The organism is Pseudomonas sp. MRSN 12121 (genome assembly GCF_000931465.1).
In the GTDB taxonomy this organism is placed as follows: domain Bacteria; phylum Pseudomonadota; class Gammaproteobacteria; order Pseudomonadales; family Pseudomonadaceae; genus Aquipseudomonas.
In genome coordinates, this window is record NZ_CP010892.1 from 4,551,648 (window position 1) to 4,565,779 (window position 14,132).

12 protein-coding genes and 2 pseudogenes are annotated in these 14,132 nt (G+C 64.9%); 8 read left to right on the forward strand and 6 right to left on the reverse strand.

The window, feature by feature from the left end; genetic code table 11:
• The first annotated feature begins 128 nt into the window (after nucleotides 1-128).
• Nucleotides 129-1,361, forward strand: a complete 1,233-nt coding sequence (gene sstT / locus TO66_RS20685) for a serine/threonine transporter SstT (protein ID WP_044464012.1) — start codon at nucleotides 129-131, stop codon at nucleotides 1,359-1,361.
• Between the two features lie 104 nt (nucleotides 1,362-1,465).
• Here the strand turns inward: sstT and TO66_RS20690 are convergent, their stop codons facing one another.
• Nucleotides 1,466-1,975: a DUF1993 family protein gene (locus TO66_RS20690; RefSeq protein WP_044464013.1), complete on the reverse strand. Its 510-nt coding sequence runs from the start codon at nucleotides 1,973-1,975 to the stop codon at nucleotides 1,466-1,468.
• Between the two features lie 135 nt (nucleotides 1,976-2,110).
• On the opposite strand from TO66_RS20690, the gene TO66_RS20695 reads away from it, so the two are divergent.
• Nucleotides 2,111-2,755 (forward strand): YceH family protein, encoded by a 645-nt coding sequence (locus tag TO66_RS20695; RefSeq protein WP_044464014.1) that lies wholly within the window; start codon nucleotides 2,111-2,113, stop codon nucleotides 2,753-2,755.
• Between the two features lie 51 nt (nucleotides 2,756-2,806).
• Here the strand turns inward: TO66_RS20695 and TO66_RS20700 are convergent, their stop codons facing one another.
• Together TO66_RS20700 and TO66_RS20705 are read right to left on the reverse strand one after the other, a co-directional pair.
• Nucleotides 2,807-3,310, reverse strand: coding sequence for a cupin domain-containing protein (locus TO66_RS20700; RefSeq protein ID WP_044464015.1), 504 nt, complete (start codon nucleotides 3,308-3,310; stop codon nucleotides 2,807-2,809).
• A 102-nt stretch (nucleotides 3,311-3,412) separates the two neighbouring features.
• The gene (locus TO66_RS20705; RefSeq protein ID WP_044464016.1) at nucleotides 3,413-4,231 is read right to left on the reverse strand and encodes a shikimate 5-dehydrogenase; all 819 of its coding nucleotides are present in this window, start codon (nucleotides 4,229-4,231) and stop codon (nucleotides 3,413-3,415) included.
• 254 nt (nucleotides 4,232-4,485) lie between these two features.
• Between TO66_RS20705 and TO66_RS20710 the strand changes: the two genes are divergently transcribed.
• The 3 genes from TO66_RS20710 to TO66_RS20720 all read left to right on the forward strand — a co-directional run bounded on the left by TO66_RS20710 (nucleotide 4,486) and on the right by TO66_RS20720 (nucleotide 5,572).
• Nucleotides 4,486-4,836 (forward strand): hypothetical protein, encoded by a 351-nt coding sequence (locus TO66_RS20710; RefSeq protein WP_044464017.1) that lies wholly within the window; start codon nucleotides 4,486-4,488, stop codon nucleotides 4,834-4,836.
• A gap of 244 nt (nucleotides 4,837-5,080) precedes the next feature.
• Entirely contained in the window at nucleotides 5,081-5,275 is a 195-nt protein-coding gene (locus TO66_RS20715) for a hypothetical protein (RefSeq protein ID WP_044464018.1), read from the forward strand.
• 114 nt (nucleotides 5,276-5,389) lie between these two features.
• Entirely contained in the window at nucleotides 5,390-5,572 is a 183-nt protein-coding gene (locus TO66_RS20720; protein WP_044464019.1) for a hypothetical protein, read from the forward strand.
• On the opposite strand, the gene TO66_RS20725 is transcribed toward TO66_RS20720, so the two are convergent.
• The gene (locus tag TO66_RS20725; RefSeq protein ID WP_044464020.1) at nucleotides 5,569-6,636 is read right to left on the reverse strand and encodes an AI-2E family transporter; all 1,068 of its coding nucleotides are present in this window, start codon (nucleotides 6,634-6,636) and stop codon (nucleotides 5,569-5,571) included. The genes TO66_RS20720 and TO66_RS20725 overlap by 4 nt on opposite strands.
• 172 nt (nucleotides 6,637-6,808) lie before the next feature.
• On the opposite strand from TO66_RS20725, the gene yegQ reads away from it, so the two are divergent.
• Complete coding sequence (gene yegQ / locus TO66_RS20730; protein WP_044464021.1) at nucleotides 6,809-8,146, forward strand: tRNA 5-hydroxyuridine modification protein YegQ; 1,338 nt, start codon at nucleotides 6,809-6,811, stop codon at nucleotides 8,144-8,146.
• Nucleotides 8,147-8,291: 145 nt separating this feature from the next.
• Here yegQ and TO66_RS20735 read toward each other — a convergent pair whose 3' ends face one another.
• Together TO66_RS20735 and TO66_RS20740 are read right to left on the reverse strand one after the other, a co-directional pair.
• A complete protein-coding gene (locus TO66_RS20735) occupies nucleotides 8,292-9,971 on the reverse strand; it encodes a methyl-accepting chemotaxis protein (protein ID WP_044464022.1) in 1,680 nt (559 codons plus the stop codon).
• Between the two features lie 200 nt (nucleotides 9,972-10,171).
• Nucleotides 10,172-11,488 carry a Na+/H+ antiporter family protein gene (locus TO66_RS20740; protein WP_171820113.1) on the reverse strand — a complete coding sequence of 439 codons (1,317 nt, stop codon included), beginning with the start codon at nucleotides 11,486-11,488 and terminating at the stop codon, nucleotides 10,172-10,174.
• Between the two features lie 542 nt (nucleotides 11,489-12,030).
• Here TO66_RS20740 and TO66_RS34320 point away from each other — a divergent pair.
• Both TO66_RS34320 and TO66_RS34325 read left to right on the forward strand, forming a co-directional pair.
• Nucleotides 12,031-13,101, forward strand: a pseudogene (locus tag TO66_RS34320) (HAMP domain-containing protein); the annotation flags it as partial.
• A gap of 339 nt (nucleotides 13,102-13,440) precedes the next feature.
• A pseudogene (locus tag TO66_RS34325) lies at nucleotides 13,441-13,959 on the forward strand (methyl-accepting chemotaxis protein); the annotation flags it as partial.
• Nucleotides 13,960-14,132 lie beyond the last annotated feature (173 nt).

Sequence of the window (14,132 nt, forward strand, 5' to 3'; positions counted from 1 at the left end):
TCACATCCGGGCGGCAAGCCCCTGTGATAAAGTCCGCCCCCTGCCGCAACATCCGCTACTTTCAGTAATTCATCAGCATGGCGTCCTCCCCCTGACGCAACGCATATTAAAAAAACAGAGATACCGCTATGACTGCTTCACCCTCCTCGTTCCTGGAAAAATTCAAACGCATCAGCCTGGTCACCCAGATCGTCATCGGCCTGATCGCCGGCATCGCCCTGGCGCTGTTCGCCCCCGAGCTGGCGAAAACCACCGCCTTTATCGGCAAGGTGTTCGTCTCGGCGCTGAAAGCCGTCGCGCCGATCCTGGTGTTCGTGCTGGTAATGGCCTCCATCGCCAACCACAAGCACGGCCAGGAAACCCATATCCGGCCGATCCTGGTGCTGTACCTGCTGGGCACCTTCGCCGCGGCGGTGGTGGCGGTGATCGCCAGCAGCCTGTTCCCCTCCTCGCTGGTGCTGAGCACCCATGACGTGGCCATCACCGCGCCCGGCGGTATCAACGAAGTGTTGCAGAGCCTGCTGCTGAGCGTGGTGGACAACCCGGTCAGCGCGCTGATGAACGCCAACTTCATCGGCATCCTGGCCTGGGCCATCGGCATGGGCGTGGCCATCCGCCATGCCGGCCAGACCACCCGCACCGTGCTCGACGACCTGTCCAACGGCGTGACCCTGATCGTGCGGGTCGTCATCCGCTTCGCCCCGCTGGGCATCTTCGGCCTCGTGGCCTCGACCCTGGCCACTTCCGGCTTCGATGCGCTGCTGGGCTATATCCACCTGCTGGCGGTGCTGATCGGCTGCATGCTGTTCGTCGCGCTGGTGATGAACCCGCTGATCGTGTTCTGGAAGATCCGTCGCAACCCGTTCCCGCTGGTGCTGACGTGCCTGCGCGAAAGTGGCATCACGGCCTTCTTCACCCGCAGCTCGGCGGCCAACATCCCGGTCAACCTGGAACTGAGCAAGCGCCTGGGCCTGCATGAAGACACCTACTCGGTGTCCATCCCGCTGGGTGCGACCATCAACATGGCCGGCGCCGCCATCACCATCACCGTGCTGACCCTGGCCGCCGTGCACACCCTGGGGATCGCCGTCGACCTGCCCACCGCCGTGCTGCTCAGCGTGGTCGCGGCCATCTGCGCCTGCGGCGCCTCCGGCGTGGCGGGCGGCTCGCTGCTGCTGATTCCCCTGGCCTGCAGCCTGTTCGGCATCCCCAGCGAAATCGCCATGCAGGTGGTAGCGGTCGGTTTCATCATCGGCGTACTGCAAGACTCGGCGGAAACCGCGCTGAACTCTTCCACCGACGTGCTGTTCACCGCCGCCGCGTGCATGGCCCAGGAAGAAAAGGCCCAGCCGGCTGCCTGATCGCTCCTGCTACGCACAAAAAAGCCCGGCCAGGTGCAAATCTGGCCGGGCTTTTTTGTGCGCCGGTTTCTAGACCCGGCGTTTCAGATTCAGAAGGCCCCCATTCAGAAGGCACCCATGTAGTCGCGCTTGCCGATTTCCACACCGTTGTGCCGCAGGATCGCGTAGGTGGTGGTGACGTGGAAGAAGAACTGCGGCAGGCCGTAGGTCAGCAGGTAGGACTGGCCGCTGAAGCGCTTCTCTTTCGGGGTGCCCGGACGGGTCACGATCTCGATGCCTTCCTTGCCATCGACCTGCGCCGGCTGGATGCCATCGATAAAGGCCAGGACCTTGGCCAGCAGCGCCTGCAGTTCGGCGAAGGTGGTTTCGCTGTCGTCGTACTTCGGCAGCTCGACCTCGGCCAGGCGCGCCGAAACGCCCTTGGCGAAATCCACGGCGATCTGCACCTGGCGGATCAGCGGGAACATGTCCGGATACAGGCGCGCCTGCAGCAGGGCATTGGGGTCGATGTTCTTTGCCGTGGCATGGGCCTCGGCCTTGTGCAGTACATCGCTCAGGGCATTGAGCATTTGCTTGAAGACGGGAACGGAAGCGGCGTACAGGGAAATGGTCATGACAGTCTCGAGACAGTGGTGGAAAGAATTGGCAACAAGGTGGCGGATTATAGACCTGCCGGACGTCCGTCGGCGGCTTGTCTTTTATCCGCCAGGGATTAGGCTAGGCGCCTTCGACAGCATAGGGAAAGCGCGATGAGCATCGAGCAAGAAAACGCCAACGAACCACTGACCAGCACCGAACTGCGCATTCTCGGGTCGCTGATCGAGAAACAGGCCACCAGCCCGGAAACCTATCCGCTGACCCTCAATGCACTGGTCATCGCCTGCAACCAGAAAACCAGCCGCGAACCGGTGATGAACCTGACCCAGGGCCAGGTCGGCCAGAGCCTGCGCGCCCTGGAAAACCGCGGCCTGGCGCGCCTGGTGATGGGCAGCCGCGCCGACCGCTGGGAACACCGCCTGGACAAGGCGCTGGAACTGGTCCCGGCGCAAGTCGTGCTCGCCGGCCTGCTGTTTCTGCGAGGCCCGCAGACCGTCAACGAACTGCTGACCCGCAGCGGCCGCATGCATGACTTCGAAGACAGCGAGCAGGTGGTGCATCAGCTGGAACGCCTGATCGCCCGCGACCTGGCGCTGCTGATTCCGCGCCAGGCCGGCCAACGCGAAGATCGCTACATGCATGCCCTCGGCGATCCGGCGGATCTCGAAGCGATCCTGGCCGCCCGGCAGAACCCGGCGGAACGCAGCACGGCGAGCGGCGTATCCGCCGAGCGCATCGAGGAGCTGGAGGCGCGCATCGCCGCGCTCGAAGAACGCCTGGCGAAACTCGAAGGCTGATTCCCGGCAGCGCCTGCCTCCCTGGCACGATCGCCGGGGGCGGGCAGGCCGCTACTCGCCGTCCCAGTAGTCGACGCCGTCGGCATGCCGCGCCACGGCGACGAAGCCCTCGGCGCCGCTCATGAAATCCTTCACCACATATTTGCCGGAGTCGGGGTATTCGCAGATGTCCGGCGCCTCCTGGGTGCTGACCGCCAGATAGCGCAGCTCGCCCTGGCTGTTATTGATGATCTGATGCGCACTGGCCATATCGCCCGGCGGGCAGGCAATCACATCGCCCGCCCGGATGGCGAAACGTTCGGCGCCCAGGCGGATCTCGCCCTCGCCGGAGACGACGTAGAACATCTCTTCGTTGACCCGATGGTTGTGGAAGGGGCTGGCGCGCATTCCCGGTTCCAGCGCGATCAGCCGGTAACCCAGCTTGCGCGCGCCCAGTTGCTGGCCGATGCGGGCGATGCGTTGTTGATAACGACCGGCGGTGTCGCCGGTCGGGGAGAGGGCTTCGGGCAGCGGCTGCAGATCCGCCTGGTCCAGGTTGAGAATGGCAGGGGGCATACGGACCTCGATCACGGTGGCTGGAGGAAAGGCAAGTCTCGGCTTGCTGGCCGACAGTAAAGCAGCATTTCCCTGCCCCGCTCCACCGCGATCAGCCCGGGATCACGCCCGGGCGAAGGCCACGGCTTTCTGGAACTGCTCCTCGCTCGGACGCACGCCGGTGTACAGCACGAACTGCTCCAGCGCCTGGATGGCGATCACTTCCAGGCCGGTGATCACTTGCTTGCCTTCGGCCCGGGCCCGCTGGATCAGTGGGGTTTCCACCGGAATCGCCACCACGTCGAATACCGTGCGCGCGGCCGCGATCGCCTCGACGGGGAATGCCAGCTGATCGGCCTCGGGGCCACCGGCCATGCCGATCGGCGTGACGTTGATCAGCATCGACGGGCGCAACGCCCCCAGCTCGGCTTGCCAGGCATAGCCCAGGGACTCGGCCAGGGCCTGCCCCGCCTGGGCATTGCGCGCGACGATCACGCCGTCGCGGTAGCCGCCGTCACGCAATGCGCTGGCCACCGCCTTGGCCATGCCGCCACTGCCGCGCAGGGCAAAGTGGGTGTCCTTGGGGATGCGGTGGCTGTCGAGCAATTGGGCGACGGCGATGTAATCGGTGTTATAGGCCTTGAGATGGCCGTTGGTGTTGACGATGGTATTGATCGACTGGATCGCCCGGGCCGAGGCATCCAGCTCGTCCACCAGGGCAATGCAGGCTTCCTTGAACGGCATGGACACGCCACAGCCGCGGATGCCCAGGGCGCGAATCCCGCCCACGGCGCCCTGCAGGTCCTGGCTGCTGAAGGCCTTGTAGTAGAAATTCAGCCCCAGCTGTTCATACAGGTGGTTGTGAAAGCGCAGGCCGAAATTCCCCGGACGCCCGGACAGCGACATGCACAGCTGCGTGTCTTTGTTGGGGTTCATCTGCATGTTGAATCTCCTTGGAACGCACTTTCGGATGGACGGGATTAGCCAGTCTTCGGGTTCTGCCCGATGATGTCGGCGTTGACGGGAAGACAACCCGCCGCTCACGGATGAGGGTAAAGAAACCGGTACACGACCTTACACAAAATTTACTCGGCGGCTGTGCAGTTTTTCAGGAAAACACTGTCATAGAAGTATCCCCGCGACAGTCCTCGTTTCTATCGCAGAACGAGCGCTGGGGTCGCAACCGAGGAACAACCATGATTCGTACAATCCCCAAGATTGCCTTGCTCGTTGGTGCACTCGCAGTAGCCGGCCAAGCGTCCGCCCACGGTGGTGGTTGGGGTGGGCCGGCGGTGTTCGGTGCCGTGGTCGGCGCCGCGGTGGTGGGTTCGGTCATCGCCAACCAGAGCCGCCCGGTGTACGTGCAACAGCCGGTCTATGTCCAGCCGCAGCCCGTCTATGCCGCACCGCCTCCGGTCTATTACCAGCCGCAGCCGGTGTATGTGGAGGCCCCGCCGGTCTATTACCGTCCGGCGCCGGTGTACTACGGCCCGCCTCGCTACTATGGGCCGCCGCGCCACTACTATTACGGTCCCGGCCGCTGGTAAGCCAGTAGCCATCCGACAGGCCCCGCCCTCGCCAGCGGGGCTTGTTGCGTTTTGCCATCACCCAAACGTCTGAATAAATCTTGCAAAGGTCGCTACCGGGACAGTTTTTGCGCTCCAATCGGGCAATAGTATCGCCAGCGACAGCCCGGCCGCGCGGGCCCATGACTGTCATATTTATGTCATGACAGGTCCGCAAGATCGGATCTGTCCACACAACGGTTCCATAACAACAAGGACGACCGCCATGCCGACTCAGAACCCGCACCACTCGCCCAGCCTGTGTACCTCCAGCAAGGTGTACAGCGCCCTGACCGAGCTCAAGCACCTGGAAGGCCATCGCAGCGCGAAGTTCCTGGCACTGCTGGCCGAGCACCTGGTGCGCAAGGGCCTGCTGCACGACCAGGAAGTGGTCTACATGCTCGATCAGGTCGTCGACTGAGCGACCTGCCGGCGTTTTTTTCGGCGCGATCAATGTCCACTATCGAGCGCGTTGATTTTTCGTAGCACCTGCCGGGCCGTAAGGTAACTCCACCCTTTGATGGAGGTACTTCCCATGCCCAAGATCCAGATCATGTCCGTTATCGGCAGCGCCGTTCCCGCCTCGCTCAGGGAGCTGGGGTTGCTCGCGTGCTGGTACCTGGTACGCGACGGTGAAGCGGTCAGCGGCCCCTTGACGTCGTTGCGCGCAGCCCAGGCCCTCTCGCAAAAGATCGAACCCCATGTGCTGCATGCCTAAGGCAATGGCAGCTGGGTCCGTGGCCGGCTCTCGACGAACAGGGCCCAGCTGGAAATGAACAAGGCGGCGATCAACGGGCCGATGACAAAACCGTTCAAGCCGAAAATCGCCAGGCCGCCCAGAGTCGAAATCAGGATCAGGTAGTCCGGCATCTTGGTGTCCTTGCCCACCAGGATCGGGCGCAGCACGTTGTCCACCAGGCCGATCACGAACACCCCGTACAACCCCAGCACCACCCCTTGCCAGAGCGCCCCGCTGAACAGGAAATACAGGGCGACCGGAGCCCAGACCACACCCGCCCCGACCGCCGGCAACAACGACAGCAAGGCCATCAGCACCGCCCACAGCAATGGGCTGGGGATCTCCAGGAACCAGAAAATCAGCCCGCCCAGCAAGCCCTGGCTGGCCGCCACCAGCACGTTGCCCTTCACCGTGGCGCGCACCACGCGGTTGAACTTGAGTTGCAGGCGGCGCTTCTGGTGCTCGGCCAACGGCACTGCGTTGCGCACCTTGCGCACCAGTTCGGGGCCATCGCGCAGGAAGAAGAACAGCAGGTAGAGCATGACGAAAAAGCTCACCACGAACTCGAAGGTGCCCTGGCCGACGCTGAACGCCTGGGTGGCGAAGAACTGGCTGCCCTGCAACGCCCCCTTGACGATCTTCTCGCGCAAACCCTCCAGCTCGCCCAGGCCGAAGCGGTCCAGCAACTGCTGGAAGTACGGTGGCAGGCTGTGCTTGAACTGGTCCAGGTAGCCGGCGATATCCAGCCTGCCGCTTTCGATGCTCTGGTAGAGGCGCGTCCCCTCCTGCACCAGCAAGGTACTGATGACGGCCATGGGCAGGATGGCGATCAGCAGGCAGACACTCAGGGTGCACAAGGCGGTCAGGTTGCGCGGCCAGGCGAACCTCAGTTGCAGGCGCCGCTGCAGCGGGTTGAACAGGATGCCCAGGATCACCGCCCAGAACACCGCGCCGTAGAACGGCAGCAGGATCCAGCCAAAGGCGATGGTCACCAGGCTCAGCAGAAGCAGCAGGCTTTTGTTTTGCAGCGTGTTCTGGTTCATGGTCGCGTCCTGTCGATAAGGCCTGCGGTGCCACGCGGCACCTAAAGCCTTAGTCCGCCGGCGCGCGCCCGAGTGCCCTGTTTTATTCGCCGGGCATAGATCCAGATCAATGACGCCCCCGCCCCCAGGCCTTACCCTCGCGACCCTTTGCCAGCCACCACCGACCACCATCATGACGCCCCTTGCCCGCCCCGAACTGCTGGCCCCCGCCGGCACCCTGAAAAACATGCGCTACGCCTTCGCCTACGGCGCCGACGCGGTGTACGCCGGCCAGCCGCGCTACAGCCTGCGGGTGCGCAACAACGAATTCGACCACGCCAACCTGGCCCTCGGCATCCGCGAGGCCCAGGCCCAGGGCAAGCGTTTCTACGTGGTGGTCAACATCGCCCCGCACAACGCCAAGCTCAAGACCTTCCTCAAGGACCTGGAACCGGTGATCGCCATGGCTCCGGACGCGCTGATCATGTCCGACCCGGGGCTGATCATGCTGGTGCGCCGGCACTTCCCGCAGATGCCGATCCACCTGTCGGTACAAGCCAACACGGTGAACTGGGCCAGCGTCGAGTTCTGGCAGCACCAGGGCCTGAGCCGGATCATCCTGTCCCGGGAGCTGTCCCTGGAGGAGATCGAGGAAATCCGCCAGCAGGTGCCGGGCATGGAACTGGAAGTCTTCGTCCACGGCGCCCTGTGCATGGCCTATTCCGGACGGTGCCTGCTGTCCGGCTACCTGAACAAACGCGACGCCAACCAGGGCACCTGCACCAACGCCTGCCGCTGGAAATACCAGGCCGAGGAAGCCACCCAGGACCTCACCGGCGAGATCGTCCAGACATTCCAGCCGGAGCCGACCCTGGGCCTGGGCGCACCGACCGACCAGGTGTTCCTGCTGCACGAGGCCAATCGTCCGGACGAGGCGATGCCGGCCTTCGAGGACGAACACGGCACCTACATCATGAACGCCAAGGACCTGCGCGCGGTGCAGCACGTCGAGCGCCTGGCGCGGATGGGCGTGCATTCGCTGAAGATCGAGGGCCGCACCAAATCCCACTTCTATTGCGCCCGCACCACCCAGGTCTATCGCCGGGCCATCGACGACGCCGTGGCCGGCCGCGAGTTCGACCGCAGCCTGATGAACGACCTCGAGTCCCTGGCCCAGCGCGGCTACACCGAGGGTTTCCTGCGCCGCCATGTGCACGACGAATACCAGAACTACCAGAACGGCAGCTCGGTCTCGGAACGCCAGCAGTTCGTCGGCGAGCTTACCGGCGAACGCCGGGACCGCCTGGCCGAAGTGAAGGTGAAGAACCGTTTCGCCCTGGGCGACCACATGGAATTGATGACGCCCAAGGGCAACTTCCACTTCGACCTGCATCAGTTGCAGAACGTGCGCGGCGAGCCGATCGAGGTGGCGCCGGGAGACGGGCACACCGTGTACCTGCCGATCCCGGATGCGGTGGACCTGCGCTTTGCCTTGCTGATGCGCGATGTGATGCCCAGCGGCGCGGTGTAATCCGGATTGAGGTGGCGTCTCTGATGACGCCATCGCGGGCAAGCCTCGCTCCTACAGGAAACTTCGCGGGCAAGCCGGATCGCGCCCAGAAGACCGCAGGAGCGAGCGGGTGGCGATCCGGCTTGCCCGCGATGGCGATCCTGACCTAGATGCGGAACTGCCCCACCAGCTTGCCCAGGCGCTGCCCGAGGTCCGCCAGGCTGCGTGAGGTCTGGGCGCCGAGCTGGGTCTCGTCGGCGACGCTGTCCACTGCCACCGCGATCTGATGCACGCTGCGGTTGATCTCTTCGGCCACCGCGGTCTGCTCTTCGGCGGCGCTGGCGATCTGCGCGTTCATCGAGTTGATGGTGCCGATCAACTGCGCCATGGCATCCAGCGACGCCCCGGCCTCGTTGGCCTGGTGCGAGGTGCCGTCGCCGGCATCGCTGGAGCGGCGCATGGCTTCCACCGCGGTGCGCGTGCCCTGTTGCAGGCGGTCGATCATGCCCTGGATTTCCTGGGTGCTCTGCTGGGTGCGGCTGGCGAGTGCCCGGACCTCGTCGGCCACCACCGCGAACCCGCGCCCGGCCTCACCGGCCCGCGCCGCCTCGATGGCCGCGTTGAGGGCCAGCAGGTTGGTCTGCTCGGCGATCGAGCGGATCACATCCAGCACGCTGACGATCGACGCCACGTCCTTCTGCAGGCTGTCCAGGGAGGTGCCGCTGCTGCGGATGTCGCTGACCAGGGCATGGATCTGCTGGATGCTGCCGTCCACCACGCGCTTGGCCGCCTGGCCTTCCTCGTCGGTCTGCTGCGCCGCCACCGCCGCGCCCTGGGCACTGCGCGCCACTTCCTGGGCGGCCGAGGACATTTGGTTGATCGCCGTGGCCACCTGGTCGGTCTCGTGGCGCTGACGCTCCATCGCCTGCTCGGAACGCTGCGCCTGCTCGGACACCTGGGTCACCAGGCCGGTCAACTGGCCGGTCATCTCGGTGATCTGCCGCACCAGGCCGTGGATCTTGTCGACGAAACGGTTGAAGGAGCCGGCCAGATCCCCCAGTTCGTCCTGGCTGGTGATTGCCAGGCGCCGGGTCAGGTCGCCCTCGCCGGCGGCGATATCGTCGAGGTTGAGCTTCATCAGGTTCAGCGGCCGCAGGATGGTGTTGGCCACCAGCATGCCGAGGGCGGCGATCACCAGCAGCACCACCACGGCGATGCCGACGATGCTCAGGACCATGCCGCGCATGCGCTGGTTGACGCTGGCCTCGACCTCGGCCACCTGGGCGTCGATGCCGTCCAGGTTCACCGACGAGCCGACCACCAGGTCCCACTTGGCCAGGTATTCGGTGTAGCCCAGCTTCGGCACCAGCACGTCGCTGCCCGGCTGGGTCGAGCTGTACTGCACATAGTGGGTGCCGTCCTTGCCGACCTTGACCAGCTCGCGGTTGACGTACACGCCGTTGGGGTCGCGGTTGTCCTTGAAGCTCTTGCCGACGCCGTCCGGGCTGTTGCCCTTGAACAGGCGCACCGTCTCGGAGTCGTAGCCGAAGAAGTAACCGTCCTTGCCGTAGGTGATGTTCGACAGCAGCTTCACCACCTGGGCGCGAGCCGCCGTATCGCCGGGCGCCGCCGCGTCGTAGAGCGGGCGGATGGTGCTCAGGGCGACTTCCACATAGCTCTGCAGGGTGGTCTTGGCCTCGCCGAGCAGGCGCTGGCGGGTCTCGTCCACCTCCTTGCGCGCCTGTTCCCTGAGCATGAAGACCGTGGTCAGGCTGATGACCAGCGCGAACAGCAGGACCGGGAGGACCGCGAGGGCCAGGACTTTGCCCTTCAGACTTAGGCGCATAGGAGGTTCACTCTTGATTTTGTTGGCGTGATACCGCCTTAACGGCACGCCGGATCAAAAGTTGAGCAGCGAAGGATCTGTGGACACGCAGTGTCCCTGAGATTTTTCGCGAGCAAGCTTCGCTCCTACAGGCAAGGCCCTTGTAGGAGCGAAGCTTGCTCGCGATGAAGACAGCACGGTGCCGCTGAAGCCCCGCAGGCTCAGAGCACCATCGCCGCCACCCAGCCAAAGGCCAGCAGCGGCAGGTTGTAGTGCAGGAAGGTCGGGACCACGGTGTCCCAGATATGGTGGTGCTGGCCGTCGATGTTCAGGCCGGAGGTCGGCCCCAGGGTCGAGTCCGAAGCCGGCGAACCGGCATCGCCCAGGGCGCCGGCGGTGCCGACGATGCAGACGATCGCCAGCGGGCTGAAGCCCAGTTGCACGCACAGCGGCACGAAGATGGTCGCCAGGATCGGCACCGTGGAGAACGACGAGCCGATGCCCATGGTCACCAGCAGCCCCACCAGCAGCATCAGCAACGCGCCCACGCCCTTGCTGTGACCGATCCAGCTGGCCGAGGATTCCACCAGCCCCTTCACCTCGCCGGTGGCCTTCATGACCTCGGCGAAACCGGCGGCGGCGATCATGATGAAGCCGATCATCGCCATCATCTTCATGCCTTCGGTGAACAGGTCGTCGGTCTCGCGCCAGCGCACGATGCCCGACACCGAGAAGATCAGGAAACCGGCCAGCGCCCCGATAATCATCGAGTCCAGCAACAGCTGGATGACGAAGGCCGCCACGATCGCCAGGCCCGCCACCAGCAGCGTGCGCGGGTTGTACTGCACCGTCACCTGCTCGACCTTCTCGATCAGTTCCAGGTCGTACACGCGCTTCTTGCGGTAGCTGACAAAGGCCAGCAACAGGCCGAAGACCATGCCCAGCGCCGGGATGCCCATGGCATGGGTGACGTTGATATCGCTGACGTCCACGCCGCTGCGGGCGACGTTGGCCAGCAGGATCTCGTTGAGGAAGATGTTGCCGAAGCCCACCGGCAGGAACATGTACGGGGTGATCAGGCCGAAGGTGATGACACAGGCGATCAACCGCCGGTCCAGTTGCAGCTTGCTCAGCACATACAGCAGCGGCGGCACCAGCAGCGGGATAAAGGCGATATGGATCGGCAGGATGTTCTGCGACGCGATGGCCACCACCCACAACAGGCCGATCAACAGCCATTTGACGCTGCCGCCACCCTGGCTGTCCTGGCGGTCCACCAGCAGCAGGATCTTGTCCGCCAGGGCGTGGGCCAGGCCGGACTTGGCGATCGCCACCGCGAACGCGCCGAGCAAGGCGTAGGACAAGGCCACGGTCGCCCCGCCGCCCAGGCCGTTGTTGAACGCCTTGAGCGTCGCCTCGATCCCCAGGCCGCCGGTCAAGCCTCCCACCAGCGCGCCCACGATCAGCGCGATCACCACATGCACGCGGGACAGGCTGAGGATCAGCATCACGCCAACCGCGGCAATTACTGCATTAATCATCGTTACCTCATGGCACTGCGACGGGAAAACGCCGCCAAGGAAATGAGTCCGGCCAGAGGGCAACGACTGCCGACGCCGGATCGAAAAGGAGGGTCTTGTTAGAGGGCGCGCACTTTGCAGCAGCGGGCAACGCTTGTCAAAACCGGCGGTCCGCTGCCCATGCGTTTCCTGTCGCCGCCGGCGCCGGCGGCTACCCGGCCCAAGGGGCGAATCCGCAGCGGGCCAGCCCCCGGGGAAAGTTCGAACGAGCGTTTAAAGAAGGCCGTTTTTTGGCCGATACGTTGCAAAGTCTCAAATAAATATCGAATAAGGACGTCTCCATGTCGCTCGGACAACTTTCCATCCAATGGAAAATCACCCTGCTCGCCGGCCTCTGCCTGGCCGGCATCGTGACCCTGTTGGTGGGGCTCTCGCTGTACCGCATGGAGCACAGCTCCGAACTGGTGAAGGCCTCGAGCATGGCGATGCTCAACGAGTCCGCCCAGGCCCGCATCGAAGCCCAGGGCGAAGTCCAGGCGCTGGGCATCCGCCAGCAGTTCATGGACGCCTACCAGTACGGCCACGGCTTCTCGCGCCAGGTGCTGTTCTTGCGTGAACAGGCCGAGAAGCGCTTCCTCGATGCCTTCGACCTGCGCGAGGACCTGACCCGCCAGGTCAAGTCGGCCCTGCAGGCCAACCCCGACCTGCTCGGCCTGTCGCTGGTGTTCGAAGCCAACGCCCTGGATGGCAAGGACTCGCTCTTCAGCGGCCAGGGCGAACTGGGCAGCAACGACAAGGGCCGCTTCGCCCTGTACTGGTCGCAGCCGACCCCGGGCCAGCTGACATCCATGGCGCTGCCGGAAAGCGACATGAGCGACACCACCACCGGCCCCAGCGGCCAGCCGGCCAACGCCTGGTTCACCTGCCCGCGCAGCACCCTCAAGCCCTGCGTGATCGAACCCTACTTCTATGTGATCGACGGCCAGAACGTACTGATGACCAGCATCGTGTTCCCGCTGGTGGTGGACGGCAAAGTCATCGCCTCGCTGTCGGTGGACATCAACCTCAACAGCCTGCAGTCGGTCAGCCAGCAGGCCAGCAAGAAGCTCTACGACGGCCAGACCGCTGTCAGCATCATCAGTCCCGTCGGCCTGCTCGCCGGGCACAGCGCCGACGCCGGCAAGCTCAGCCAGCGCCTGGACCAGCTGGACCCGGCCAATGGCGCCGAACTGATCCGCAGGCTGTCGACCAGCACCCAGACCCAGAGCCTGCACAACGACAGCGAGTTGAAAGTGCTCGCGCCCTTCACCCCGATTCCCGGCGGCAAGCCCTGGGGCGTGCTGCTGGAAGTGCCGGAACGGGTCCTGGTGGGCCCGGCCGAAGCGCTGAAAAGCGAGCTGGACCAGAGCAACCGCAGCGGCACCCTGATCGAACTGAGCCTGGGCCTCGCAGCCGCGGTGCTCGGCCTGCTGCTGGTGTGGCTGATGGCGCGCAGCGTGACCCGGCCGATCCTCGGCGTGGCGCACATGCTGGAAGACATCGCCAGCGGCGAAGGCGACCTGACCCGGCGCCTGGCCTACGACAAGAAAGATGAGCTGGGCCAGTTGGCCGGCTGGTTCAACCGCTTCCTCGACAAGCTGCAACCGATCATCGCCGAAGTGAAACGCTCGGTGCAGGATGCCCGCGGCACCGCCGACCAGTCCTCGGCGATCGCCACCCAGACCAGCGCCGGCATGGAGCAGCAGTATCGCCAGGTCGACCAGGTGGCCACCGCCTCCCACGAGATGAGCGCCACCGCCCAGGACGTGGCCCGCAGCGCGGCGCAGGCCGCCCAGGCCGCCCGCGACGCCGACCAGGCCACACGCCAGGGCCTGAACGTGATCGACCGCACCACCAGCAGCATCGACCACCTGGCCGCCGACATGAGCACCGCCATGACCCAGGTCGAAGGCCTGGCCGCCAACAGCGAGAAGATCGGTACGGTGCTGGAAGTGATTCGCGCCATCGCCGAGCAGACCAACCTGCTGGCCCTCAACGCCGCCATCGAAGCGGCCCGCGCGGGCGAGGCCGGGCGCGGTTTCGCGGTGGTCGCCGATGAGGTGCGCAACCTCGCCCGCCGCACCCAGGAGTCGGTGGAGGAAACCCGCCAGGTCATCGAAGAGTTGCAAAGCGGCACCCAGGAAGTGGTCGGCTCGATGGGCAACAGCCATCGCCAGGCCCAGGGCAGCGTCGAACAGGTTGGCCAGGCGGTCATCGCCTTGCGCCAGATCGGCGACGCGGTGACGGTGATCAACGACATGAACCTGCAGATCGCCAGCGCCGCCGAAGAGCAAAGCGCGGTGGCCGAGGAGATCAACAACAACGTGGCGACCATCCGCGACGTCACCGAATCGCTGTCGGAACAGGCCAACGAATCGGCCCGGGTCAGCCAGTCGCTGAACAGCCTGGCCAACCAGCAGCAGGGCCTGATGGACCAGTTCCGGGTCTGACCTCAAGCCCCCTCTTCCCGAGGGGGCATCCCTTTCAAAAACGCCTCGTCCCTGTAGCCGCTGCCGAAGAATGAGGCTGCTATCGGGCGCAACGCGCCCGCTATCCGGCCTCCTCGGTATGCCTGACAGACCCTGTCGTCGGGATTGCGACTGCTGCGCAGCCGATCGCAGCC

Bases quoted from the DNA above. Each gene is read 5' to 3' on its own strand.
- sstT (WP_044464012.1), top strand. From the start codon at position 129: ATGACTGCTTCACCCTCCTCGTTCCTGGAAAAATTCAAACGCATCAGC.
- TO66_RS20690 (WP_044464013.1), bottom strand. From the start codon at position 1,975: ATGACCATTTCCCTGTACGCCGCTTCCGTTCCCGTCTTCAAGCAAATG.
- TO66_RS20695 (WP_044464014.1), top strand. From the start codon at position 2,111: ATGAGCATCGAGCAAGAAAACGCCAACGAACCACTGACCAGCACCGAA.
- TO66_RS20700 (WP_044464015.1), bottom strand. From the start codon at position 3,310: ATGCCCCCTGCCATTCTCAACCTGGACCAGGCGGATCTGCAGCCGCTG.
- TO66_RS20705 (WP_044464016.1), bottom strand. From the start codon at position 4,231: ATGCAGATGAACCCCAACAAAGACACGCAGCTGTGCATGTCGCTGTCC.
- TO66_RS20710 (WP_044464017.1), top strand. From the start codon at position 4,486: ATGATTCGTACAATCCCCAAGATTGCCTTGCTCGTTGGTGCACTCGCA.
- TO66_RS20715 (WP_044464018.1), top strand. From the start codon at position 5,081: ATGCCGACTCAGAACCCGCACCACTCGCCCAGCCTGTGTACCTCCAGC.
- TO66_RS20720 (WP_044464019.1), top strand. From the start codon at position 5,390: ATGCCCAAGATCCAGATCATGTCCGTTATCGGCAGCGCCGTTCCCGCC.
- TO66_RS20725 (WP_044464020.1), bottom strand. From the start codon at position 6,636: ATGAACCAGAACACGCTGCAAAACAAAAGCCTGCTGCTTCTGCTGAGC.
- yegQ (WP_044464021.1), top strand. From the start codon at position 6,809: ATGACGCCCCTTGCCCGCCCCGAACTGCTGGCCCCCGCCGGCACCCTG.
- TO66_RS20735 (WP_044464022.1), bottom strand. From the start codon at position 9,971: ATGCGCCTAAGTCTGAAGGGCAAAGTCCTGGCCCTCGCGGTCCTCCCG.